Here is a 22973-nt window from a genome sequence, read left to right as displayed (position 1 = left end):
CAGTGCAGTCGAGCACGAGGAGCGGCCATGAGCGCGATCGGACACTGTCGGGCGCGCCCGATGATCGGACACCGTCGGGCGCACCCGATGATCGGACACTGTCGGGCGCTCCTGATCGTCGCCGTCGTCGCCGCGTCGAGTCTGTTCGGTCAGGTGGCCGTGGCGTCGGCCGACGAATGGCGAACTCTTCCCACCGACAAGCCGGCCTCGGCGGACGGATCTGTTCTCGACCGCATCGAGGAGATCGACGGCCGTCAACTGAACATGTATGTCTACTCGGCGGCGATGGAGAAAGTGATTCTCCTCGAGGTGATTCGTCCCGCAGACACCAGCGTGCCCCGCCCTACCTTGTACCTACTCAACGGTGCCGGTGGCGGGCAGGACTCGGCAACCTGGAAGGCCAAGACTGACGTGGTCAGCTTCTTCGCCGACAAGAACGTCAATGTCGTCACCCCTGTCGGCGGCGCGTTCAGTTACTACACCGACTGGCAGAAGCCCGATCCCACTCTCGGCCTCAACAAATGGACCACCTTCCTCACCGAGGAACTTCCCCCGATCGTCGATGCGACACTGGGAACGACCGGTGAGAATGCCATTGCAGGACTGTCGATGTCGGGCACATCGGTGCTGAGTCTCGCCCAGCACGCCCCCTCGCTGTATCGGGCGGTCGGCTCCTACAGCGGGTGCGCCGAGACGAGCATCCAGCCCGGCCGAGATTACGTCACCTTCGTCGTCAGCGCCCGCGGCGGAGACGTCGAGAACATGTGGGGACCCCCGGGCGATCCGGACTGGGTGGCCAACGATCCCGTCGTCAACGCCGAAAAGCTGCGGGGCATCGACCTCTACATCAGCAACGGTACCGGCCTGCCCGGCCACCACGACACACTGAACGGTCCGGACGTCAACGGGGACGTAGGAGTCCTGGCCAACCAGGTGATCGTCGGCGGAATCATCGAAGCGGGGACCAACCAGTGCACCTACCGGCTGGCCGACCGGCTGAACTCACTGGGAATCCCCGCCACGTTCGACTTCCATCCCACCGGCACCCACTCGTGGGGCTACTGGCAGGACGACCTGCACAATTCCTGGCCGATGATCGCGTCCTCGCTCGGCATCTAGCGCCGGATCCGGCGGGTCTCCCGTTTCGCCTCTCGCCCCGTCGGGTACCCGGCGCGGACCGAGAGGAAGGACGAGCACATGGAACGCGCGAGCGCCAAGCACGGACCTCGGCAGGACGACGAAATGAAGCACGAGACAGAAGGAATGATCCGCGGCAACAAGCCCACGCGCGCGGAAGAATGGCGGGATCCCGAACCTCCAGCCGACGACGACCCCGATGTCGTGGGCTGGCGCGGTATGGATTGACCCCACCGCGCCGTCCATCGACGTCCACCCGCCATCGCATAGGGTGTTTCACGTCACAAGGTGAACGGCGAGAGGACGAACATCGATGAGCTCCCCGACAGCGAGCGCCGGACGTACGTACGCAGACGTCTACCGCGAGAGCGTCGAACGTCCCGAGGAGTTCTGGCTGGCGGCCGCAACGGCAGTCGAGTGGGTCGAGGAACCGACGCGCGCCCTCGACGATTCGTCCGCCCCGATGTATCGCTGGTTCCCGGACGCGCGGCTGAACACCTGCTTCAACGCTCTCGACCGGCACGTGCGGGATGGGCGAGGTGACCAGGACGCCCTGATCTACGACTCGGCAATGGCACCCGAGGCCTCCCGCACATACACGTACGCACAGCTGCTCGACGAAGTGTCACGGTTCGCCGGCGTCCTCGCCGGGCAGGGCGTGGTGGCCGGCGACCGGGTGATCGTCTACATGCCGATGATTCCCGAGGCCGCCGTCGCGATGCTCGCCTGCGCACGCATCGGCGCCGTCCACTCGGTGGTGTTCGGAGGTTTCGCCGCCAAGGAGCTGGCAACACGGATCGACGACGCCGGACCGGTGGTCCTGGTCACGGCATCGGGCGGTCTCGAGCCGGGGCGCACCGTCGAATACCTGCCGATGGTGGCGAAGGCGCTCGAATTGTCGAGCACTCCACCGCATACGGTGATCGTCAAGAGTCGCGAGCAGGTACCGGGATCGGCCGCCGACTACCGCGACGACGGAGCCTCCTGGTTCGACTGGGATGCCCTCGCCGCCGATGCCTCGCCCGCTCAGCCGGTTCCCGTCGCTGCCACGGATCCGCTGTACATCCTCTACACGTCCGGAACCACAGGTAAGCCGAAGGGCGTGGTGCGGGACAACGGTGGGCATGCGGTGGCCCTGACCTGGTCGATGACCAACGTCTACGACATCGGCCCGGGTGATGTGTGGTGGACTGCCTCCGACGTGGGGTGGGTGGTCGGTCACTCGTACATCGTCTACGGCCCCTTGCTGGCCGGTGCCACCTCGGTGCTCTACGAGGGCAAACCGGTGGGCACTCCCGACGCCGGGGCGTTCTGGCGGGTAATCTCCGACCACGGGGTAGCCGCACTGTTCACCGCCCCGACCGCGATCCGGGCAGTCCGCAAGGCTGACCCCGAAGCGAAAGAGATTGCCAAGTACGATATTTCGTCGTTGAAGACGCTGTTCGCCGCCGGCGAGCGCCTCGACCCCGACACCTATGCGTGGGCCACCCGGGTTCTCGACCTCCCGGTAGTCGACCACTGGTGGCAGACGGAAACGGGCTGGGCCATCTGCGCCAATCTGCGCGGGCTCGAACCCATGCCCGTCAAAGCCGGCTCCCCCACCGTGCCCGTGCCGGGTTATCGCGTCGAGGTGGTCGACAGTGAGGGGCACGTCGTTCCGGCAGGCACCGAAGGCAATATCGTGATCGGGCTTCCCCTCCCGCCCGGAACCCTGACCGGACTGTGGCGCGACCCGGACCGCTTCGTGAAGTCCTACCTCGCCACCTTCGACGGCTACTACCTCACCGGCGACTCCGGATACATCGACGAGGACGGGTACGTCTTCGTCCTCGGCCGCAGCGACGACGTCATCAACGTGGCCGGCCATCGGCTGTCGACCGGCAGCATGGAAGCCGTGGTCGCGGGACATCCGGCCGTGGCCGAGTGCGCGGTGGTCGGGATCCGCGACGAGCTGAAGGGACAGCGGCCCAGCGGCTACGTGGTCCTCAAGGCCGGTGTCGAGATCGACCCGGAAACGTTGCGCGCCGAACTGGTTGCAATGGTGCGCGAGCAGATCGGCGCGGTCGCAACGTTCCGCGACGTCACCGTCGTGGGAGCCCTGCCGAAGACGCGCTCGGGCAAGATACTGCGTAAGACGATGCGTCAGATCGCCGACCACGAGCCCTATACCGTGCCCTCCACCATCGAGGATGTCGCCGTGCTCGAGGCGCTCGAGAAGCAGCTGCGGGACTGACGTCTCCAGGTAACGCGCGCGTCAGGCGTGAACGACCGCATCGAGGGCCGAGTCGACGAGTGCCTCGATGCGGTCCTCCGCGAGCGGATCCTGATCGAACAGTATGCGATAGACGATCGGCGCGACGACGTGGTCGATCACGCCCTCGGCGGCACCCGGCGCCCCTGAAAACTGTGCGTCCCGTTGCAGAATGGCGGTGATTTGACTCCGGCAGAATGCCGCGCACTTGTACTGGTTGGTGCCGTTGTCGGGGCGGCCCATGTCACCACTCATCACGATGTCGCGCAGCGCGGACCGGCCCACCGGCGAGGACATCTCCTCCAGATACTCCTGAGCCCACGCCACGAGGTCACCGCGCACACTGCCGGTCTCCCGCGGGGGTGTCTCGGGCCGCAGCCTCTCGATCGCCACGTCGGCGAACACCTCGGTGATGTCGCCCCAGCGCCGGTAGATGGTGGACGGGGTGACGCCGGCGTCGGCCGCGATCATCGGGACGGTGATGTCCGCTCGCTCGCGCTCGGCGAGCAGCTTGCGCGTGGACGCATGCACCGCTTGCTGGATGCGGGCGCTGCGCCCACCGGGGCGTGGACCTGTGACCGGGCTCATGAGCCCATACTAACGCGAAATCTTTGCATTAAGAACAACGGCGGCGTAGGTTCATAAAGCAAACGCTTTGCTTTAAAGCTGGGAGTACCGCATGACGACCCTTGCCGCACCCGATGCTCCACCGAAGTCGCGACCCACACTCGGCCGCGGTGCAGCGTTCACTCTCGTCGCCGTGGTCATCGCCACCCTGCTCGGAGCGTCTGCGGCACCGACGCCCCTCTACGAGCTCTACCAGAGCCACTGGGGCTTCTCGTCCCTGCAATCCACCCTCGTCTTCGGGATCTATGCCGTAAGTCTGCTCTTGGCCCTGCTCACCGTCGGTTCTCTCTCGGACTACATCGGCCGACGCCCCGTCCTCGTCACCGCGCTGGCCTTCGAGGCGGTCGCGATGGCCATGTTCGCCTCAGCCGAGAGCCTCGGGCTTCTCCTGGCAGCCCGGGTCGTGCAGGGTTTCGCGACCGGCGCCGCGATCAGCGCGCTCGGATCGACCCTCATCGACCTCGAGCGCAGACCCGGCCGCGGTTCCACCGTCAACAGCATCGCGCCTACGGTGGGTCTCGCGGTCGGCGCCATCGGATCGAGTCTGATCAGCGAGCACCTTCCGCGTCCGACCAGCACCGTGTTCCTCGTCTTCCTCGCGCTCTTCGTCCTCGAGCTCCTGGGTATCTGGGCAGCACCGGAAACGGCCGTGCGGCAGCAGGGCGCGCTGGCCTCGATGCGCCCGACGCTCGCGGTACCGTCCCCCGCTCTCGGCATGCTCATGCTCACCGGGCCGTGCCTGATCGCCGTATGGGCACTCGGCGGTTTCTACCTGTCGCTCGGCCCCTCACTCGCCCGCAGCGCCTTGGACGTCCACACCTCGTTGATCGGCGCGATCATGGTGGCGACCCTGACGGGAACCGGGGCGATTGCCGTCTTCGTACTACGCAACGTGGCGGCGCGGCGAGTGCTGCTCGTCGGCACCTCTGCACTGATCGCCGGTGTGGCCGTCACACTCGTCGGCGCCGAAACATCCTCGGCGGCAATCGTCCTGGCAGGAACAGCCATCGCGGGCGTCGGCTTCGGTGCCGGCTTCCAGGGCACAATCCATACCGTGATGCCTCTGGCCGCGCCCCATGAGCGGGCGGGCCTGCTCTCGACCATCTACGTGATCGCCTACCTGGCCAACAGTGTCCCGGCGCTCCTCGCCGGCTACCTGGTCGGCGAGATCGGATTGGTCGACACCACCCGCCTCTACGGCGGACTCGTCATCCTGCTCGCCGGGGCCGCCTTCCTCGGGCTCCTTGTGCGCCCAGCGCCTGTGAGTACTTCTTAACCGCCCACTGTTAACAAGTACTCACGGGGCCTTGATTTCGCCGTAGCGGGCGAGGGACTCCTGCCGCGCGAGGCCGTGGTCGACGATGGGCTCCGGATAGCCCTCGGGCCGAAGGGCTTTCAGCGAATGGACGGCGCGGCCCGGGATGCCGCGAAGCTCCGGCACCCACTTGCGCACGTAGGAGCCGTCGGGGTCGAACTTCTCACCCTGGGTGATCGGGTTGAACACCCGGAAGTACGGGGAGGGATCGGTGCCCGTTCCCGCCGTCCACTGCCAGCCGTGCTGATTGTTGGCGAGATCGCCGTCGACCAGGCGGTCCATGAAGTAGCGCGCTCCACGCCACCACGGCAGGTGCAGGTCTTTCACCAGGAACGACGCGACGATCATGCGCACGCGGTTGTGCATCCACGCCTCGGCTCGGAGCTGACGCATTCCCGCATCGACGATCGGGAACCCGGTTCTTCCCTCGCACCACGCGGCGAACGCCTCGTCGGCGTCGGGACCGGAGTCGAGTCGGATCGGGTCGAACTTGCGGTCGTAATTGCCCCGCGCACTGTCTGGGCGTTGAAAAAGGATGTCGGCGTAGAAATCTCGCCAGGCCAACTGACGCCGGTACGCTTCGACCCCCTTACCACGGCGGCGTGAAAGATCGCGGAGCATGGTGCGGGGATGGATGTTGCCGTACTTCAGGTACACCGACATGCGGCTCGTCGCGTCGAGGTCGGGACGGTTGCGGGCGTCGTCGTAGGAGTCGAGTTCGTCCTCCAGGAACTCCGCCCACCTTCGCAAAGCCTCGGACTCGCCCGCGGCCACGCCCTCGGACTCCGGCTGGGGAATTGCTGCCCGCCGGACGGGGACGTCATCCGGTTCGATCCAGTCGACCGTCGCGGCACCGGTGTCGATCGGCGCACGCCACCCGTGGTCGAGCCATTGCCTGAAGTACGGCGTGAACACGCGATACGGTTCGCCGTCCGCCTTGGTGACCCTCCCCGGCGCCACGGCATAGGGCGATCCGGTGGGCACCAGTTCGATCCGCTCGGCAACCGCAGCATCCCGCTCGCGGCCGTAGGGACCGAAGTCGGCGCTCACGTGAACCTCACCCGCCGACACCGCCTCGGCAACCGCTGGGACCACGTCGGCAGGATTGCCGTGCACTACCAGCAGCCGCCCCTCGAGTTGGTCGTCGAGTGCAGTCAGGCTGCGGTAGAGAAAATCCCGGCGCGGGCCGCCGGCGGGGTGGAGCAGCTTGTCGTCGAGCACGAACAGGCCGAGCGCGCGAGCCCCCGCCTCGGCGACGGTGTGCAGAGTCGGAAGATCGCCGAGCCTGAGGTCGCGCCGGAACCAGACCAGTGCCGTGTCCATGCCTGCCACGGTACTGAAATGCAACGCCGTCAGGCGTCCATGCGGGCCGCGGACACGATCGACAGGTACGGCGCATCGATGTCGTACTTCTCGAACGCCGCGAGAGCCGCCCGCGCGAACGTGCGCTGCACCGCCCACTGCCGTCCCGGCTTGGTGCGGGCGGTGATGCGCAACGTCACCGATTCGGCGGTCACGGCATTGACACCCAGCATCTCGGGCGTTTCGAGCACGTCGGCCTCGATCGCGTCACTTCGCGACGCCTCCAGGATGGCGTCGAGGGCCACCTCACATGCCCGCTGGACGTTGGCCGCATGCGCGATCGGCAGATCCACCACGGCCACCGCGTACCCCTGACTCATGTTGCCGACCCGGACGATTTCACCGTTGCGGCAGTACCACAGCGTGCCGCTGACGTCGCGGATCGTGGTGACCCGCAAGCCCACCGTCTCGACGGTTCCCACGGCTTCACCGAGATCGACCACGTCGCCAACGCCGTACTGATCCTCGAGCAGCATGAACATGCCCGACAGAAAGTCGCGGACGAGGTTCTGCGCACCGAATCCCAGTGCGAGACCGATCACACCGGCGGACGCGATGAACGGGGCGACGTTCACCCCCAGAATCCCCAGGATCTGCAACACACCCCAGATGAGGACGACGATCGACACAGCGGATTTGAGTACCGACCCGATCGTCGTGGCACGCTGCGCTCGGCGTTCGTTCGCCATGGCTTCCTTGATGCCTCTCGGCGCTCGCTCACGCAGAGGGCGAAGCATCGCCGGTTTGTCGGTGGCAGTCCGCTGCCGGGTCATCCGGTCGATGAGCCGGTGCAGGGTGAACCGCAGGGCTAGCGCGAGAACGACGTAGATCGCGATCTCGGCAGGGCGGCGAATCAGCCAGTCACGGTTGGTTTCGGTCAGTTCGAATGCCAGTAGCGAAGAAAACATCGCACCCGAGTGTACGGACGGACACGACCGGACCACCGCCATCCACCCCCTCCTCACGGCACAATGCAGGAGTGACCGCCACCGACTCAGCCAGTGTTCTCGTCGTCGACGACGACGAGGACGTGCGGACTTCGCTCGAACGTGGTCTGCGCCTGTCCGGATTCACCGTTCTCACCGCAGTCGACGGAGCCGACGCCCTCCGTGTGGTCAGCGAGCGACGCCCGGACGCGATGGTCCTCGACATGAACATGCCCGTCATCGACGGAACCGGTGTCGTGACCGCGCTCCGCGCAATGAACAACGACATCCCGATCTGTGTGCTCAGTGCCCGCGACACCGTCGACGACCGCATCTCCGGGCTGGAGTCGGGAGCGGACGACTACCTGGTCAAACCGTTCGTCCTGGCGGAGTTGATCGCCCGGATCCGGGCGATGCTCCGGCGGCGCGGTGCGACCACGCCCCCCGCAGCCGATACCCCCGCGGCTCCGCCGATCCGCGTCGGGGCCCTCGAGATCTTCGTCTCGGCGCGCCGAGTCTTCCTCGCAGGCCACGAAATTACCCTGACCAAGCGGGAGTTCGAACTGCTCGAGGTCCTCGCCCGCAACGTCGGCATCGTCCTGAGCCGCGAACGACTACTGGAACTGGTGTGGGGATACGACTTCGTGGCTGACACCAATGTCGTGGACGTCTTCGTCGGGTATCTACGGCGCAAGTTCGAGACCGAGGGCCAACCGCGCATCCTGCACACCGTGCGTGGCGTGGGGTTCGTGTTGCGGGAGCCGTCGTGAAGCGCTCGTTCTCCCTCCGGACCCGTGTCGCGGCGGCCACCGCGCTCGGGGCGACCATCATCGTCGTGGCGTTGGGCATTCTGGTGGCGCTCGCGATCAACAGGAACAACTTGTCCCAACTCGATCGTCGGCTCGAGACGGCGTCCGACGTGCTGGTTCCCAACGCGGCGACAGCGGGACTGTTCCTCGGCGCGCTGGGCGACAAGGGCGCCTTCGCGATCACCATCCGGTCCGCGGGCGGCGACACCGTCCTGGTGAGCACTCCCACCCGGTTGCCACCGCTCGAACCGGGGTGGCAGTCCGTCGACGTCAACGGCACGAAGTATCGGGCGTTCACGGCGACGACGCCCTTCCTGGGGACCCGGATCTCACTCGCTGTCCCGTACTCGGAGGCCCAGGACGTCACCACCGAACAGCAGCGCCAGGTGGCCCTCGTCGGTGTCCTGGCCGTGGCCGCAGCCAGTGGCCTCGGCTGGTTGTTCGGTGGCCGGGCGGTTCGTCCCCTGGTTGACCTCACCGGCCGCATCGTTCGCCGCGACCCCGAGTTGACGCCCGCGTCCTCAGGGGTGCGCGAGGCAGACGAACTGGCCTCCGCGGCGGAGTCGATGTTGCGCGATGTCGCCGAAGCGCAGGACGCGACCACCGCCGCCCTGGCCACCGCGCGTGACTTCGCCGCCGTGTCCGCCCACGAACTGCGCACGCCGCTCACCGCGATGCGCACCGACCTCGAGGTGCTCACCACGCATCAGCTGACGTCCGCGCAGCAGAACGAAATTTTTCGCGATTTGATTCGCGCACAGGGCCGGGTGGAGTCGACCCTGTCGGATCTGGAGCGGCTGGCCCGCGGAGAATTGTCCACCGACCAGGACTTCGTAGACTGCGACCTCGTCGACATCTGCGATCTGGCGGCCGACGATGCGATGCGGCACCATCCCGGACTGCAGGTCACCGTCGACGCCGTTCCGCTGACGGTCCGCGGGATGCCCGGCGGGCTGCGGCTGACACTGGACAATGCGATCACCAACGCCGTCCGGCACGGGGGTGCGACAGCGGTCCGGATCACGTTGAGAGCCGTGGAGGACGCCACCGTCATCACCGTCGACGACAACGGTTCCGGCGTACCGGACGCCGAGCGGACTCAGGTGTTCGAGCGGTTCCACCGCGGCACCAACGCCACCAGCAGCGGATCGGGACTCGGCCTCGCGCTCGTTGCTCAACAGGCAGCGCTGCATGGCGGGCGGGCGCACTTCGAGGACAGCCCGCTCGGTGGTGCCCGGTTGGTCGTGGAGCTGCACTCGGCCGACGCACATCCGATGCCGCACCTTCCGGCGCAGAATGCGACAAGTCCCGCCTCACCGAGGTGAAGCGGGACTTGTGACGTGAAGCCGAAAACTATTCCTTGGCGTCCAGCAGATCGATCACGAACACCAGGGTCTTGCCGGACAGCTGGTGTCCGGCGCCGGCCGGGCCGTAGGCCAGCTCCGGCGGAATGGTGAGCTGACGACGTCCGCCGACCTTCATGCCGGGGATGCCGTCCTGCCAGCCTTTGATGAGACCGCGCAGCGGGAACTGGATGGACTCCCCGCGACTCCACGAAGAGTCGAACTCCTCGCCGGACTCGAACTCGACGCCGACATAGTGCACGTCGACGGTGCCCCCCGGAACGGCCTCGGCGCCTTCGCCGACCACCAGATCCTTGATGACCAGGTCGGTCGGGGCGGGTCCCTCCTGGAACTCGATCTCGGGCTTAGTCATGTGTCCTCCTCGGTGAGGGCTGTCTGTTCGGCACAGGTCGCAGATCAGCGGCTTGTGACGTCCTTGTAGTCGCGCTCGGTGTAGCCGGTGTAGATCTGGCGCGGACGGCCGATCTTCGTAGCGGGATCCTCGTGCATCTCCCGCCAGTGTGCAATCCACCCGGGCAACCGGCCCATGGCGAACAAGACGGTGAACATGCGCGTGGGGAAGCCCATGGCGCGGTAGATGAGGCCGGTGTAGAAGTCGACGTTGGGGTAGAGCTTGCGCTCGACGAAGTAGTCGTCGGTGAGCGCCGCCTCTTCCAGTGCCATCGCGATGTCGAGCAGTTCGTCGTCGCCACCGAGTTTGTCGAGGATGGTGTGCGCGGTCTGCTTCACGATGGCCGCGCGCGGATCGTAATTGCGGTAGACGCGGTGCCCAAAGCCCATGAGCTTCACGCCGTCTTCCTTGTTCTTGACCTTGCGGACGAAATCGCCTGCGTTGCTGCCGCTGGCCTTGATCTCGTCGAGCATCTCGAGGACCGCCTGGTTTGCGCCGCCGTGCAGCGGGCCCCAGAGTGCGTTGATGCCGCCGGAGATGGAGGTGAAGAGGTTCGCGTCCGACGATCCGACGAGGCGCACCGTCGACGTCGAGCAGTTCTGCTCGTGGTCGGCGTGCAGGATCAGCAGCATGTCGAGTGCCTTGGCGATCTCCGGGTCGATCTCGTACGGCTCCGCGGGGAAGCCGAACGTCATCCGAAGGAAGTTCTCGACAAGGTTCAGCGAGTTGTCCGGGTACAGGAACGGCTGTCCGACGGACTTCTTGTACGCATATGCCGCGATGGTGGGCAGCTTCGCCAGAAGGCGGATGGTCGACAGTTCGACCTGCTCGGGGTCGGCCGGATCCAGGGAGTCCTGGTAGTAGGCCGAGAGCGCGTTCACAGCACTGGAGAGAACAGGCATCGGGTGCGCGTTGCGGGGGAACCCGTCGAAGAACCTCTTGAGGTCTTCGTGCAGCAACGTGTGCCGGCGAATCCGGTCGGTGAACGACTCGAGCTGCGTTGCGGTCGGCAGCTCGCCGTAGATCAGCAGGTAGCTGACCTCGATGAACGTCGACTTTCCGGCCAGCTGCTCGATCGGGTAACCGCGGTAGCGGAGAATCCCGTGCTCACCGTCGATATAGGTGATCGCGGAGCTGGTGGAGGCGGTATTGACGAAACCCGGGTCCAGGGTGGTGTACCCGGTGCTGGCCAGCAGCTTGCCCAGTTCGATACCGTCATTGCCCTCGGTTGCCCTGGCAATGGACATCGTGTGCTCACCACCAGGGTAGGTAAGCGTGGGCTTTGTGTCATTGTCAGGCACGAAGCATCCCTCTCAAGCTCAAACCAATGAGTAACAACTTCATTCAGGTAGAAACTAGTCCCACTCCAGCCCGCACGCTGCAGGAGGGTCCACGGAAAGGCCGCAACCCGCCCCCGCCGCCGAATGCGGCGAGACGATGGTGGCGACGAGCGGAGTACCGCCGCGAGGATGAGACATTTCGTGCGGTGCGAGCTGCCGAGATGAACGGCCGGTGGCCGCCGGAGCGAGAAGAGGCGGCGTTACCTGCATCGATGGCGTCGACGATGCGCAAACGCACATCACGCCAGGAAAGCGGTGAGGAGACCTGCCGTAGCAATACGGCCCTCGACCGGACCCGGACACGGCAACAGAAGAACCCCCGCGGAACTTATCGAGCGATGCACCGCCGGTGTTACACCGTCTCACTCTGTGGACATATGTCGCCGCGGACCGGACCGTCAGGAACCCACTGCGGTCATGCCCCACCTACCGGACCAATGCTGCCCGGGAGCGAGCACCAACTGGTCGATGCCGGAGTTAAACGAATCCGGTGGACAGGTCATCGGTTCGAGGGCCAGCGCCCGTCCGCGGCCCGGATAGGACTTGCCGTCCGCCGGATCGGCGATGAAAGCCTGCAGCCAGCCGAACTCGCGGCTAGCCCACAACATGGTTCCGGTGCCGTCCGGGGCACGCAGTTCGTGCCGGGACCTACCGTCCGGGTCGACGTCCAACGCGCTGAACGGCGTGTCGAGCGACACCCCGGCGAGGGGGCGGGGACTGGTGAAGTCGTAGTCGCTGCCGGCAACAGCCTGCGAACCACCGTTCGGCAACCGGCGGTCGTCGAGCGGCAACCGGGTGCCTGCGGACAGGCGGAGCGTGCATTCGTCGAGGGGAACGTCGCCGACGCGGACGTACGAGTGCATTCCCAAGCCGAACGGCGCCGGAATTGCCCCGGTATTGGTGGCGGTGTGTGTGACCGTCAGACCCGAAGCGTCGAGAGCATATTCGACGGTCACCCGCAGCGGATACGGCCAGCCCTTGTGAAGTCCCACATCGATCGACATCTCCACACGGTTCTCGGCGCGGCTGACGACACGCCAGTCCCGGCGACGGACGAAGCCGTGACTGGCGTTGCCGAACTCCGTATCCGTGATCTCGAGCTGGTGTTCGATACCGTCGAAGACAAAATGACCGTCACGGATCCGGTTGGGCCACGGGGCGAGGATCAACCCCGCGGACAACGGCGGTCTGGAACCGAGCTCCCACGTTTCGGTCAGCGCCCGCGGACCGTCCGGGCCGTGCCATTCGAGGCGTCGCAGCCCAGCCCCCGTGACTGCGATCTCGGCCCGGTAGCCGCCTCCTCGGATCTCCACTCCGCCCGCTGTGGACCTCTTCGATTCCGACGACTGCGGTTCACCCATGCACCACAGTGTGCCCGAAATCTGTGACAGGGCACAGGAACCTAACGGGCGACCTTGTATCGCACCAGCGCCGGGAATGCCACTGCGGCGATTACCACACCGACGACGACGAGGACGCCACCACCGGCCGCGGCGACGCTCGTTCCGACTGCAGCGGCGGCAGCGCCGTGCAGGACGTCACCGATGCGGGGCCCGCCGGCGACGACGACGATGAACACACCCTGCAACCGTCCGCGCATCTCGTCGGTGGCCACCTGCTGGAGCATCGTGCTGCGGAACGCCGCGGACACCATGTCGACGGCACCACCGAACGCGAGGAAGGCGAGAGCCGCCCACAACAGGACCGGACTCGAGCCCGGGGACGCAATCCCCACCACGAGACCGAAGCCCAGCATCGCCAGCCCCCACAGCACGATGCACACGATCACGGCGAGTCCCTGTCGGCGCACCCGCGGCAACCAGCCGGAGAACACACCACCGGCGACCGCCCCCACGGACATCGCCGCGAACAGTAGACCGAGGGCGACACCGCCGCCTGCAGGGTCACCGAAGGTGTCGTGGGCGATCTGCGGGAACAGCGCCCGGGGCATCCCGAAGACCATGGCAATGATGTCGACCACGAACGACGCGAGCAGCACCTTCTGGGTGGCCAGGTAGGCGAAGCCGTCGAACACTTCCCGGAATCCCGCGCGCCGCGACTCCCCCACCGGTGGGATGGCGGGCAGCCGGAGTACCGCCCACAGGGTGGCCAGCAGTGCTATCGAATCGACGAGATACAGCGTCGACAGGCCGACGGCAGGAATCATGACCCCGGCGAGCAGGGGTCCGGCAATCGCGCCGAACTGCATCACCGTCATGTTCAGCGAGTTGGCCGCCGCCAGCTGCCCCATCGGTATCAGCCGCGGGATGATCGCGCTGCGGGTGGGCTGATTGACGGCGAAGAACGCCTGTTGCAAAGCAAGGAGTCCCAGTACCAGCCACACGTTGTTCAGGCCGAGCGCCGCCTGTACCCAGAAGAGAACCGAGGTCACCCCGAGTCCCACCGTGGTGATCGTCAGCAGGGTGCGCCGATCCATCACGTCGGCGAGGGCGCCGCCCCACAAGCCGAAGACGATCAGCGGTACCAGGGCGAACGCTCCCGTGAGGCCCACGTACGCGGAGCTGCGCGTGATCTCGTAGACCTGCTGGGGAACCGCGACCACGCTGAGCTGGCCCCCGATGACGGTGACGATCCCGGCAGTCCACAGGCGCCGGTAGTCCTTGTTCTCGAGTGGGGTCGTATCTGCGAGGAACCTTCGGGGCCGACGATCCCGGGTCACCTGTCCGGTCATGGCTGCAGCCGTTCGACGCTCCACCGGTCTCCGTGCCTCGAAGTCCGGATTCGGTTGTGCATCCGGTTGGCCCGGCCCTGCCAGAATTCGACCACCTCGGGGCGGATGAGGATCCCACCCCAGTTCGGCCGGACCGGGATGTCGACGTCGACACCGAAGCGTTCGGCGACGTGCAAGAGCGCAGCATCGAGTTCGGCCCGCGAGCCGATCGGCCGCGACTGCTCCGACGCCCACGCACCGAGCCGCGACCCCCGCGGCCTGCTGTGCCAGTACTCGTCGGTGACCTCGGCGCTGACCCGTTCGGCGGGACCGCGAACGGTGATCTGCTTGGCGATCGGCACCCAGGTGAAGGTCACCGACGCGTACGGAACGGCGGCGAGCTGCCTCCCCTTGTCCGACTCGTAGTTGGTGAAGAACAGCACTCCGGCCGGGCTCAGGCCCTTGCAGAGAACGGTGCGCGTGCAGGGGTGGCCGTGTTCGTCGACGGTGCCCAGCGTCATCGCATTGGGCTCGGGAATTCCCGCCTCCACGGCGTCCTCGAGCCAGCGACGCATCAACGGCAGCCAGCCGTCTTTCAGCTGCTCGGCGTCCAGATCGGACTCTTCGGACCGTCCGGCGATGCCCTGATGTCCGTAACCGACGCGCATCGTCGCGAGGTCGTTGTTCGCCGGACCCGGCTGTTCTGCATCTGATGACACAGCGGAGAACGCTACTCCCGGGTATGCACTGACTGCCCTTCCGGTGACACCGGCTAAAGTTTTGGGGACCGAACCCGCCTTTGCTGAACCGTCGCCTCCACCGCGCGACACCAGGAGGGTGGGAGGCCGATTGCGCGGACGAACGAGTGCCTGCCCATCCCGCATGCACGATCAGCGCAGTTGTCGAAACGCCGAGGCAGTGCCGCTCTGACCGGGGGCACTCGAACGAGGAGAGTCCACGAGCTATGTCAGCGAGCGCGGCAATACCGGAGGATTTCGTCAGCGGTCTGGAGGGCGTGGTCGCCTTCACCAGCGATATCGCTGAACCCGACAAGGACGGCGGCGCCCTGCGCTACCGCGGCGTCGACATCGAAGACCTCGTCGGCAAGCACGTCACCTTCGGCAACGTCTGGGCACTGCTCGTCGACGGACGCTTCGGCCCCGGCCTGCCCCCGGCCGAACCCTTCCCCCTGCCCGTGCACACCGGCGACGTCCGCGTCGACGTCCAGGCCGGCCTCGCGATGCTCGCCCCGATCTGGGGATACCAGCCCCTCCTCGACATCGACGACGACACCGCCCGCGAACAACTCGCCCGCGCCTCCGTGATGGCCCTGTCCTACGTCGCCCAGTCCGCCCGCGGCATCTACCAGCCCGCCGTCCCGCAGAAGCGGATCGACGAGGCCAAGACCGTCACCGAACGATTCATGGTCCGCTGGAAGGGCGAGCCCGACCCCGCCCACGTCGAAGCGATCGACGCCTACTGGGTCTCCGCCGCCGAACACGGCATGAATGCGTCCACCTTCACCGCCCGCGTCATCGCCTCCACCGGCGCCGACGTCGCCGCCTCCCTCTCCGGGGCGATCGGTGCGATGTCCGGCCCGCTGCACGGCGGCGCCCCCGCCCGCGTCCTGCCGATGATCGAGGACACCGAGAAGTCCGGTGACGCCCGCGCCCTGGTCAAGGGCATCCTCGACCGCAAGGACAAGCTGATGGGCTTCGGTCACCGCGTCTACCGCGCCGAAGACCCCCGCGCCCGCGTGCTGCGCGCCACCGCGAAGCGGCTGAACGCCCCCCGCTACGAAGCGGCCGCCGCCCTCGAGCAGGCCGCCCTCGCCGAACTCCGCGAGCGCCGCCCCGACCGGGCCATCGAAACCAACGTCGAGTTCTGGGCCGCGGTCATCCTCGACTTCGCCGAGGTTCCCGCGCACATGATGCCCGCGATGTTCACCTGCGGCCGCACCGCCGGCTGGTGCGCCCACATCCTCGAACAGAAACGTCTGGGCAAGCTCGTCCGCCCCGCCGCCATCTACACCGGCCCCGCACCCCGCACCCCCGAGTCCGTCGAGGGCTGGGACCAGATCGCCCACACCAGCTGAACACCCTCACCGGAAATATCAGTAAGGAACAGAAAGTAGCGATGACCTCCACACCGATCATCCCCGCAGACCTCCTGCCCGCCGACGGACGTTTCGGCTGCGGACCCTCCAAGGTTCGCCCCGAACAGCTTCAGTCGCTGGTGGAGGTGGGCTCCTCGGTGTTCGGCACCAGCCACCGCCAGAAGCCCGTCAAGGACGTCGTCGCCAGCGTGCGTTCCGGGCTCGCCGACCTGTTCTCCCTGCCCGAGGGATACGAGGTGGTTCTCGGCAACGGCGGCACCACCGCGTTCTGGGATGCCGCGGCGTTCGGCCTCATCCGGGAGAAGTCGCTGCACCTGACGAACGGCGAGTTCAGCTCCAAGTTCGCGTCGGTCGCGAAGAACAACCCGTTCATCGGTGATCCGATCGTCGTGTCGGCCGAGCCGGGCAGCGCCCCCGAGCCGGTGTCCGACCCGTCCGTCGACCTCATCGGCTGGGCACACAACGAAACCTCCACCGGTGTCGCAATCCCCGTGTCCCGTCCCGCCGGGTCGGAGAACGCCCTCATCGCCATCGACGCCACCTCCGGTGCCGGCGGACTGCCGGTCGATGTCTCCGATGCCGACGTCTACTACTTCGCGCCGCAGAAGAACTTCGCGGCCGACGGTGGGTTGTGGATCGCGCTGATGAGCCCGAAGGCCCTCGAACGGGTGGCGGAGATCAAGGACTCGGGTCGCTGGACCCCCGAATTTCTCTCGCTGCCCATCGCCGTGGACAACAGCTCGAAGGATCAGACGTACAACACGCCGGCCGTGGCGACACTCCTGCTGCTGGCCAACCAGATCGAGTGGCTGAACAAGCAGGGCGGCCTCGACTGGGCCACCTCGCGCACCGCGGATTCGTCCTCGCGTCTCTACCAGTGGGCCGAGGCGACCGAGTACACCACCCCGTTCGTCAGCGATCCCGCGCACCGCTCGCAGGTGGTCGGCACCATCGACTTCGACGACAAGATCGACGCCGCCCAGGTGGCGAAGATCCTGCGCGCCAACGGTGTGGTCGACACCGAGCCGTACCGCAAGCTCGGCCGTAACCAGCTCCGCGTCGGCATGTTCCCGGCCGTCGACCCCGAGGACGTCACGCAGCTCACCAAGTGCGTCGACTGGGTCGTCTCTCAGCTCGGCTAGTGAACTGAATCGACGTCAGCCCCCGGCATGTGCTGCCGGGGGCTGACGTCGTTTTCAGTCGGTGGCGGTTTCAGTCGGTGGCGAGGAATCGGTGGAACGGAGCGAGAGCCTCGTCCCCGAGGTGAGGGCCGCTGACCTCGATCTCGACGTCGGTGGACTCCACCACGTCGGAGCACCGCAGGCCGAACCGCGGCCCGTCCGGGAGGATTCGGCCGAAGTCGTCGGACGACGCGGCGAAGACGACCCGTCTGATCCCTGCCAAGACCATCGCGGCGCTGCACATCGGGCAAGGCTCACCGCTGGCGTACATGGTGGCGCCGACGAGCTGCTCTGTCCGCCCCTCGGCGCAGGCCGTGGTGATCGCATCGAGTTCGGCGTGCTCGGTGACGTCGCCGGACGTGGCGACGGAATTGGCGCCCTCGCTGATGACGTGTCCATCGGAGCCGACGGCCACCGCACCGAAGGGTCTGTTGCCCGCGTCTCCGGTCTCGTCGGCCAGTTCGATTGTGCGCCGCAGATGGGCGAGGTCGGTGTCGTCGACATCGGTATGGCTCATCGTCGGTGTGTCCACTTCTGTTCCGACTTCCCGTTCCCGGGCTCTGCCGATCAGTATGCGCGCCACGACCACGTCCTGGGAGCCGATCCCGACGGAGTGATGGACGGTGTCCGGGATGAATCGCGACTCCGAAACGTCGAAGCCTAACGCGGACATGATCCTCTGTGCCGCGACCACGGCCGCGCGTGTCCTCCCGCATCGGCTGTCACGAATGAATTACAGTTGGCGCGGTACATCGTCGCGAGCCGGCGCGATAAGGAGGTCAACGTGCGAGAGCTTCGAGTGATCGGTCTCGAGCCAGATGGTTCGCACGTCGTGTGCGCTGATGCTGCTACCGGCGAAAAATTCCGGCTTCCCGCCGATGACAAGCTCCGCGCAGCATCCCGCGGGGACATCGCTCGACTCGGCCAGATTGAGATCGAAATGGACAGTCAGCTCAGACCCCGTGAGATCCAGGCCCGCATTCGCGCCGGCGCTTCCGTAGAGCAGGTGGCTGACGAGGCCGGTATTCCGCTGTCGAAGGTGGAACGCTTCGCCTACCCGGTTCTACTCGAACGCTCCCGTGCCGCCGAGATGGCGCAGGGTGGACATCCGGTACGCGACAACGGCCCTGCCGTTCCGACGCTGGCCGAGATCGTCACCCAGGCTTTCCGGGCGCGCGGACACAACATCGACGACGCCACGTGGGACGCCTGGCGTGACGAGGACAACCACTGGGTCGCCCAGCTGCAGTGGCAGGCGGGCCGCACCACCAACGCCGCGCACTGGCGGTACCAGCCGGATGCCCACGGCGGCACCATCGTCGCGCTCGACGACACCGCGTTCGACCTGATCGATCCCGACTTCGGCCGTCCACTGCGCGGATTGGCTCCCGTGGCATCCGACGAGCCCGAGCAACTCGAGTTCGTCGACTACCCGGCGGAGTCCCCATCGCCTGCGGCGGAGCCGGAGCGCATCGTCGAAGCCGAAACCGACGTGCCCGAGCCGATCGACGAAGACACCGAGCCCGAGCAGACCGCACCGAAGGTCGCTCCGCACCAGACCTCCAACAGGGACAAGCGCGGGAAGCCGTCGCTTCCGTCGTGGGACGACGTTTTGCTCGGCGTTCGCAGCAGCGGACGCTGATCACCGGCGCGGTGAACAGGCCGGGAACACGGTCGTGGTCGTACTCTTTCAGGTAAGCACCGAAAGAGAGGGATGACCGTGGGGGCGAAGGTATCAACGATCTGGTACGTCGACACCCCCGATCCGGTCACCGTCCTACGTGGACACCCACAATCCGATCCTGATGCCGCCCAGGCACTCGCCAGCCGGCTCTATCCCGATCTGGTGGCCACGCCGACCGGTTCGGCGTCGCTGTCCGAGGCGTCCGCCGTCGACCAGGACGGCACCGTGTATATCGGTTGCTACCCCGGTGTCACCGTCGTGTGCAGTGCTGATCTGACGATTCCCCGCCCGTCGACACTGCCTGAAAGCTGGTTGCCGGTCTCGGAATTCGAGCGAATCTACTATGTGGCGTCCAAGCCCGGCCTCGCGTGGGGTTCGTTCGCAATGTGGGAGAACGGCAAGATGGCCCGATCCTTCAGTGCGACACCGGTGCACATCCATGAAGACCTCGGCCTACCCCTGGTGTGGGAAAGACCTTACTGGGCGGGCGAGTTCCCGCTGCGGTATCCGCCGGGGGTTCTTCCCGATCCGCAGTCGCTGCCGTTCCACCCACAACAGTTCGCCGAAGGCGCCAACCGGAACTGGCTGGGATTCCGCTACACCGGACCCCGAGAGGACTCCGAGCTCGACCCGAAGTCCCTCCCGGTAATCGCCTTCACCGTGCATCGCCCGGGCGAAGGGCCCGCCGCGGACGTGGAGGAGCCGGAAACGCCGAAGCCTGAACCGGTGTCAGCACCGGTGTCGGAGCCGGCACCGGCACCGGCGCCCGTCGCCGTCGAACCACCCTTTAGCACCCGCAAGCCAGGACGCCTGCGCAGGTATTTCGGTTTCTGAACGGTCAGCCGGCGCCCGCGAGAGCCGCGACCCATCCCACGAAAACTCCTACGCCCATTCCGTATACCACCCAGCGCCACACTGGCGTCCGGCGGAACCGCCACGCAGTCGGGGCGACACCCGCCACCACCACCAGCTCCAGGAAGACCGCGAGCACCGCGTTGATGCGGGCCAATTGGGTGCCGAAGGCGATGACCGCGGTCGCCACGACGACCGCCGTGAATCCGGTGACGAGTAACCCCGTGAACCACGGGGCCCCGGCGCCGGACACCGGCCGTGGTGCAGGCGGCACCGTCACCGACCCGTCCGGACGCGTTCGTAGAACGCCATCGCGGCGGCGGTGGCCACGTTCAGCGAATCCGTCCCCGGGGCCATCGGGATGCGGGCACGGACGTCGGTGGCGCGCATGGCATGTTCGGTGAGGCCTGGGCCTTCCGCGCCGAGCAGGACGGCGACCTTCTCCCCCGTCATGGCCTCGGCCAAGGTGATCGCTTCGGGGTTCGGCGTCAGCGAGATCAATTGGAACCCGCGCTCGCGCAACGCGTCGAGGTCGCGGGGCCAGGCCGACACGTGTGCGAACGGAACGCGCAGAACGTGACCCATGGACACTCGCACCGCCCGGCGGTAGAGCGGGTCCGCACAACCCTTGCCGAAGACGACGGCGTCCACTCCCAGCCCGGCAGCGTTGCGGAACATGGAACCGAGGTTCTCGTGATCGTTCACTCCCTCGAGGACAGCGACCGTTCGCGCGTTGTCGAGCACCTCCGGCAAGTCGAGCGGCACCGGCCGACGTGCCGCGGCCAGCACGCCGCGGTTGAGATGGAATCCCACGACCTCCGCCATGACATCCGCCGTCGTTCGGTAGAACGGGACGTCCACCTGAGCCAGGTCGTCCGCGAGTTCCCCGAGCCGGCGATCGACGCCCAGAAGCGCGATCGGGTCGAAACGAGAGGCAAGCAGGCGCTGAGCCACCAGCACGCCTTCCGCAATCACCAGGCCCTTACCTTCGGGAAGATCCGGGCGGCGATCCGAGGAGTTGAGATCGCGGAAGTTGTCCAGCCGCGAATCGGCCGGATCTGCTATGTCGATGACGGAAACCACTGGTCCATCGTGCCGTATGTGCAGAGTCACCCCGTTGACTCCCCACCACCGAACGCGAAAGCTCGAAGGGATGAAGCAACTGCGCGGACGCACGGCTCTGGTGACGGGTGCCTCCGGCGGCCTCGGCCGCGTCATCGCACGGGCGCTGGCGTGTGAAGGCGTCACCGTCGCGGTGTCCGGCCGGCGCGAGGATCGACTCGCGCAAGTCGTCGGTGAACTGCGTGCTCTCGGTGTGCGCGCCGAGGCCGTGCCCGGGGACCTCAACCGACTGGAACAGCTCGATTCGCTCATCGAACGCACCGAGGCGGCAGTCGGTCCCCTCGACTTACTGGTGAACAACGCCGGTGTGGAGAACGTCTCGGCCTTCACCCGACTCGACCCCGGCGAGCTCACCGCAATGGTCGACGTCAATCTCACCGCACCACTGCTTCTCACACGCCGAGTGGTTCCCGGGATGCTCGACCGCGGTTGGGGACACGTGGTGTTCATCTCTTCGCTGGCAGCGAAGATCGGTCCGGCGTACTGCGCGCCGTACGCCACGACGAAGGCGGGCCTGATCGGTCTCACCCAGTCGCTGCGGGCGGAGTACGCGGGCTCGCCCGTCGGCTTTTCCGTCGTGTGCCCCGGATTCATCGCCGGCGACGGCATGTACCAACGCATGACGGAACGCGGCATCAGGGCCGGCCGGATCACGGGCGAGACCACCACCGACAAGGTCGCCGCCGCCGTGATCCGGGCAATCCAGCGTGACCGGCCCGAGATCGTCGAGAGCGGTGCCCCGATCCGCCCGCTGCTCGCTCTGGGGCAGATCGCGCCGGGACTGGTCGAACGGGTGGCCGCGCGGTTCGGCGCCACCGCGATGTTCCGACGGTTGAGCGAGGACCGCGGCAGGGTGGAGCCGGACGCTTGACGGCGGCAAGCTCCTCCGAGTCGCGTGTCCGGGGGCGGGCACTCACCTAGGCTCGCGTAAGTGAGGGATTCCACACCGACGGTCGGTTCGCCTGCGGAACTGGCGCGGGCGCTCGACGCCACGGGCTATCTCGCCGACGACGGCGTCGCGATGGCCGCGTTCCTCGCCATACGTATGGGACGGCCGCTGTTCTGCGAGGGTGAACCCGGCACCGGCAAGACGTCGCTCGCGACCGCATTGTCGGAGGCGTTCGACCTGCCGCTGATCCGCCTGCAGTGCCATGAGGGCATCGACGCCGCGCAGGCGCTCTACGACTGGGACTTCCCGCGGCAGCTGTTGCACCTGCGGACGCTCGAGGCGGCGAGCACCGGCCTGCTCGAGGCCGACACCGTCGAACGCTCGCTGTACACCGAGCGGTTCCTGCTGGCCCGCCCCTTGCTGCGGGCGCTCACCGAAGCCCCCTGCGTGCTGCTCGTCGACGAGATCGACCGCGCCGACGACGAGTTCGAGGCGTTCCTGCTGCAGGTATTGGACGAGAACGCGGTCACCATCCCAGAACTCGGCGAGGTACGGGCGGTGACACCGCCGCTGGTGGTGCTCACCTCCAACCGCACCCGCGAAGTGCACGACGCCCTCAAACGCCGCTGCCTGTACCACTGGCTCGAGCACCCCGACCTGGCCCGGGAGGTCGCGATCCTGCGGCGCCGTATCCCCGGTATCGGCCCCGACCTCGCCGCGCAGGTCGCCCACGCCGTCCACTCCTTGCGGGAGATGGAACTCCTCAAGCCGCCGGGGGTGGCCGAGGCACTGGACTGGGCGCGCGCGTTGCGAGAACTCGACCGGGATGTGCTGGACGCGGAAACAGCCGCCGCGACGCTCGGTGCCGTCCTCAAGTACCGCGAGGACCTCGAACGGGTCGCCCGTGCCGGACTGGACCGGCTCCTGGCCGGGTGA

General features: G+C 67.0%; 23 protein-coding genes. 12 read left to right on the top strand and 11 right to left on the bottom strand.

Annotated elements, in window-relative coordinates; genetic code table 11:
* The first annotated feature begins 87 nt into the window (after nt 1-87).
* The 3 genes from GFS60_RS06925 to GFS60_RS06920 all read left to right on the top strand — a co-directional run bounded on the left by GFS60_RS06925 (nt 88) and on the right by GFS60_RS06920 (nt 3370).
* Nucleotides 88-1119 (top strand): alpha/beta hydrolase, encoded by a 1032-nt coding sequence (locus GFS60_RS06925; protein WP_159926949.1) that lies wholly within the window; start codon nt 88-90, stop codon nt 1117-1119.
* A 78-nt stretch (nt 1120-1197) separates the two neighbouring features.
* The gene (locus GFS60_RS38560) at nt 1198-1365 is read left to right on the top strand and encodes a hypothetical protein (RefSeq protein WP_201453514.1); all 168 of its coding nucleotides are present in this window, start codon (nt 1198-1200) and stop codon (nt 1363-1365) included.
* A gap of 85 nt (nt 1366-1450) precedes the next feature.
* Nucleotides 1451-3370: a propionyl-CoA synthetase gene (locus tag GFS60_RS06920; RefSeq protein ID WP_159919899.1), complete on the top strand. Its 1920-nt coding sequence runs from the start codon at nt 1451-1453 to the stop codon at nt 3368-3370.
* A 21-nt stretch (nt 3371-3391) separates the two neighbouring features.
* Here GFS60_RS06920 and GFS60_RS06915 read toward each other — a convergent pair whose 3' ends face one another.
* On the bottom strand, nt 3392-3976 hold the full coding sequence (locus GFS60_RS06915; protein WP_159919897.1) for a TetR/AcrR family transcriptional regulator: 585 nt from the start codon (nt 3974-3976) through the stop codon (nt 3392-3394).
* A gap of 91 nt (nt 3977-4067) precedes the next feature.
* Here GFS60_RS06915 and GFS60_RS06910 point away from each other — a divergent pair, with 91 nt between their 5' ends.
* Nucleotides 4068-5291 (top strand): MFS transporter, encoded by a 1224-nt coding sequence (locus GFS60_RS06910; protein WP_159919895.1) that lies wholly within the window; start codon nt 4068-4070, stop codon nt 5289-5291.
* A 21-nt stretch (nt 5292-5312) separates the two neighbouring features.
* On the opposite strand, the gene GFS60_RS06905 is transcribed toward GFS60_RS06910, so the two are convergent.
* Together GFS60_RS06905 and GFS60_RS06900 are read right to left on the bottom strand one after the other, a co-directional pair.
* Nucleotides 5313-6653 (bottom strand): cryptochrome/photolyase family protein, encoded by a 1341-nt coding sequence (locus GFS60_RS06905; protein ID WP_159919893.1) that lies wholly within the window; start codon nt 6651-6653, stop codon nt 5313-5315.
* Between the two features lie 29 nt (nt 6654-6682).
* Entirely contained in the window at nt 6683-7600 is a 918-nt protein-coding gene (locus tag GFS60_RS06900; protein WP_159919891.1) for a mechanosensitive ion channel family protein, read from the bottom strand.
* 71 nt (nt 7601-7671) lie between these two features.
* Between GFS60_RS06900 and GFS60_RS06895 the strand changes: the two genes are divergently transcribed.
* Nucleotides 7672-8388 (top strand): response regulator transcription factor, encoded by a 717-nt coding sequence (locus GFS60_RS06895; RefSeq protein ID WP_109327435.1) that lies wholly within the window; start codon nt 7672-7674, stop codon nt 8386-8388.
* Nucleotides 8385-9752, top strand: coding sequence for a sensor histidine kinase (locus GFS60_RS06890; RefSeq protein WP_159919889.1), 1368 nt, complete (start codon nt 8385-8387; stop codon nt 9750-9752). Before GFS60_RS06895 ends, GFS60_RS06890 begins: the two co-directional genes overlap by 4 nt.
* 28 nt (nt 9753-9780) lie before the next feature.
* On the opposite strand, the gene GFS60_RS06885 is transcribed toward GFS60_RS06890, so the two are convergent.
* The 5 genes from GFS60_RS06885 to pdxH form a co-directional block, all read right to left on the bottom strand.
* On the bottom strand, nt 9781-10143 hold the full coding sequence (locus GFS60_RS06885) for an FKBP-type peptidyl-prolyl cis-trans isomerase (RefSeq protein ID WP_109327431.1): 363 nt from the start codon (nt 10141-10143) through the stop codon (nt 9781-9783).
* Nucleotides 10144-10187: 44 nt separating this feature from the next.
* Nucleotides 10188-11483, bottom strand: a complete 1296-nt coding sequence (locus GFS60_RS06880; RefSeq protein WP_109327430.1) for a citrate synthase — start codon at nt 11481-11483, stop codon at nt 10188-10190.
* A 437-nt stretch (nt 11484-11920) separates the two neighbouring features.
* Entirely contained in the window at nt 11921-12883 is a 963-nt protein-coding gene (locus GFS60_RS06875; RefSeq protein ID WP_159919887.1) for an aldose 1-epimerase family protein, read from the bottom strand.
* A gap of 41 nt (nt 12884-12924) precedes the next feature.
* On the bottom strand, nt 12925-14214 hold the full coding sequence (locus GFS60_RS06870; RefSeq protein ID WP_159926947.1) for an MFS transporter: 1290 nt from the start codon (nt 14212-14214) through the stop codon (nt 12925-12927).
* A complete protein-coding gene (pdxH, locus tag GFS60_RS06865) occupies nt 14211-14861 on the bottom strand; it encodes a pyridoxamine 5'-phosphate oxidase (protein WP_159926945.1) in 651 nt (216 codons plus the stop codon). The genes GFS60_RS06870 and pdxH overlap by 4 nt, the downstream gene beginning before the upstream one ends.
* 296 nt (nt 14862-15157) lie before the next feature.
* Between pdxH and GFS60_RS06860 the strand changes: the two genes are divergently transcribed.
* Both GFS60_RS06860 and serC read left to right on the top strand, forming a co-directional pair.
* On the top strand, nt 15158-16288 hold the full coding sequence (locus GFS60_RS06860; protein ID WP_109327424.1) for a citrate synthase 2: 1131 nt from the start codon (nt 15158-15160) through the stop codon (nt 16286-16288).
* Nucleotides 16289-16329: 41 nt separating this feature from the next.
* The gene (gene serC, locus GFS60_RS06855; RefSeq protein WP_159919885.1) at nt 16330-17451 is read left to right on the top strand and encodes a phosphoserine transaminase; all 1122 of its coding nucleotides are present in this window, start codon (nt 16330-16332) and stop codon (nt 17449-17451) included.
* A 70-nt stretch (nt 17452-17521) separates the two neighbouring features.
* Here serC and GFS60_RS06850 read toward each other — a convergent pair whose 3' ends face one another.
* Nucleotides 17522-18007: a nucleoside deaminase gene (locus GFS60_RS06850; RefSeq protein ID WP_159926943.1), complete on the bottom strand. Its 486-nt coding sequence runs from the start codon at nt 18005-18007 to the stop codon at nt 17522-17524.
* 267 nt (nt 18008-18274) lie between these two features.
* On the opposite strand from GFS60_RS06850, the gene sepH reads away from it, so the two are divergent.
* On the top strand, nt 18275-19132 hold the full coding sequence (gene sepH / locus GFS60_RS06845) for a septation protein SepH (RefSeq protein ID WP_159919883.1): 858 nt from the start codon (nt 18275-18277) through the stop codon (nt 19130-19132).
* Nucleotides 19133-19204: 72 nt separating this feature from the next.
* On the top strand, nt 19205-20008 hold the full coding sequence (locus GFS60_RS06840; protein ID WP_159919881.1) for a DUF6928 family protein: 804 nt from the start codon (nt 19205-19207) through the stop codon (nt 20006-20008).
* Between the two features lie 4 nt (nt 20009-20012).
* Here GFS60_RS06840 and GFS60_RS06835 read toward each other — a convergent pair whose 3' ends face one another.
* Both GFS60_RS06835 and GFS60_RS06830 read right to left on the bottom strand, forming a co-directional pair.
* Nucleotides 20013-20306: a DUF2537 domain-containing protein gene (locus GFS60_RS06835; protein ID WP_374436249.1), complete on the bottom strand. Its 294-nt coding sequence runs from the start codon at nt 20304-20306 to the stop codon at nt 20013-20015.
* On the bottom strand, nt 20303-21109 hold the full coding sequence (locus tag GFS60_RS06830; RefSeq protein WP_159919879.1) for a TrmH family RNA methyltransferase: 807 nt from the start codon (nt 21107-21109) through the stop codon (nt 20303-20305). Before GFS60_RS06830 ends, GFS60_RS06835 begins: the two co-directional genes overlap by 4 nt.
* A gap of 70 nt (nt 21110-21179) precedes the next feature.
* Here GFS60_RS06830 and GFS60_RS06825 point away from each other — a divergent pair, with 70 nt between their 5' ends.
* Together GFS60_RS06825 and GFS60_RS06820 are read left to right on the top strand one after the other, a co-directional pair.
* Nucleotides 21180-22019: an SDR family NAD(P)-dependent oxidoreductase gene (locus tag GFS60_RS06825; protein ID WP_159919877.1), complete on the top strand. Its 840-nt coding sequence runs from the start codon at nt 21180-21182 to the stop codon at nt 22017-22019.
* Between the two features lie 60 nt (nt 22020-22079).
* On the top strand, nt 22080-22973 hold the full coding sequence (locus GFS60_RS06820) for an AAA family ATPase (protein WP_159919875.1): 894 nt from the start codon (nt 22080-22082) through the stop codon (nt 22971-22973).

It is taken from the genome of Rhodococcus sp. WAY2, from assembly GCF_009859915.1.
GTDB lineage: Bacteria > Actinomycetota > Actinomycetes > Mycobacteriales > Mycobacteriaceae > Rhodococcus_F > Rhodococcus_F oxybenzonivorans.
The sequence above is the reverse complement of the archived record's forward strand: the minus strand, read 5'-3'. Positions and strand labels throughout refer to the sequence as shown.

Bases quoted from the DNA above. Each gene is read 5' to 3' on its own strand.
- GFS60_RS06925 (WP_159926949.1), top strand. From the start codon at position 88: ATGATCGGACACTGTCGGGCGCTCCTGATCGTCGCCGTCGTCGCCGCG.
- GFS60_RS38560 (WP_201453514.1), top strand. From the start codon at position 1,198: ATGGAACGCGCGAGCGCCAAGCACGGACCTCGGCAGGACGACGAAATG.
- GFS60_RS06920 (WP_159919899.1), top strand. From the start codon at position 1,451: ATGAGCTCCCCGACAGCGAGCGCCGGACGTACGTACGCAGACGTCTAC.
- GFS60_RS06915 (WP_159919897.1), bottom strand. From the start codon at position 3,976: ATGAGCCCGGTCACAGGTCCACGCCCCGGTGGGCGCAGCGCCCGCATC.
- GFS60_RS06910 (WP_159919895.1), top strand. From the start codon at position 4,068: ATGACGACCCTTGCCGCACCCGATGCTCCACCGAAGTCGCGACCCACA.
- GFS60_RS06905 (WP_159919893.1), bottom strand. From the start codon at position 6,653: ATGGACACGGCACTGGTCTGGTTCCGGCGCGACCTCAGGCTCGGCGAT.
- GFS60_RS06900 (WP_159919891.1), bottom strand. From the start codon at position 7,600: ATGTTTTCTTCGCTACTGGCATTCGAACTGACCGAAACCAACCGTGAC.
- GFS60_RS06885 (WP_109327431.1), bottom strand. From the start codon at position 10,143: ATGACTAAGCCCGAGATCGAGTTCCAGGAGGGACCCGCCCCGACCGAC.
- GFS60_RS06875 (WP_159919887.1), bottom strand. From the start codon at position 12,883: ATGGGTGAACCGCAGTCGTCGGAATCGAAGAGGTCCACAGCGGGCGGA.
- GFS60_RS06870 (WP_159926947.1), bottom strand. From the start codon at position 14,214: ATGACCGGACAGGTGACCCGGGATCGTCGGCCCCGAAGGTTCCTCGCA.
- pdxH (WP_159926945.1), bottom strand. From the start codon at position 14,861: ATGCGCGTCGGTTACGGACATCAGGGCATCGCCGGACGGTCCGAAGAG.
- GFS60_RS06860 (WP_109327424.1), top strand. From the start codon at position 15,158: ATGTCAGCGAGCGCGGCAATACCGGAGGATTTCGTCAGCGGTCTGGAG.
- serC (WP_159919885.1), top strand. From the start codon at position 16,330: ATGACCTCCACACCGATCATCCCCGCAGACCTCCTGCCCGCCGACGGA.
- GFS60_RS06850 (WP_159926943.1), bottom strand. From the start codon at position 18,007: ATGAGCCATACCGATGTCGACGACACCGACCTCGCCCATCTGCGGCGC.
- GFS60_RS06840 (WP_159919881.1), top strand. From the start codon at position 19,205: ATGACCGTGGGGGCGAAGGTATCAACGATCTGGTACGTCGACACCCCC.
- GFS60_RS06825 (WP_159919877.1), top strand. From the start codon at position 21,180: ATGAAGCAACTGCGCGGACGCACGGCTCTGGTGACGGGTGCCTCCGGC.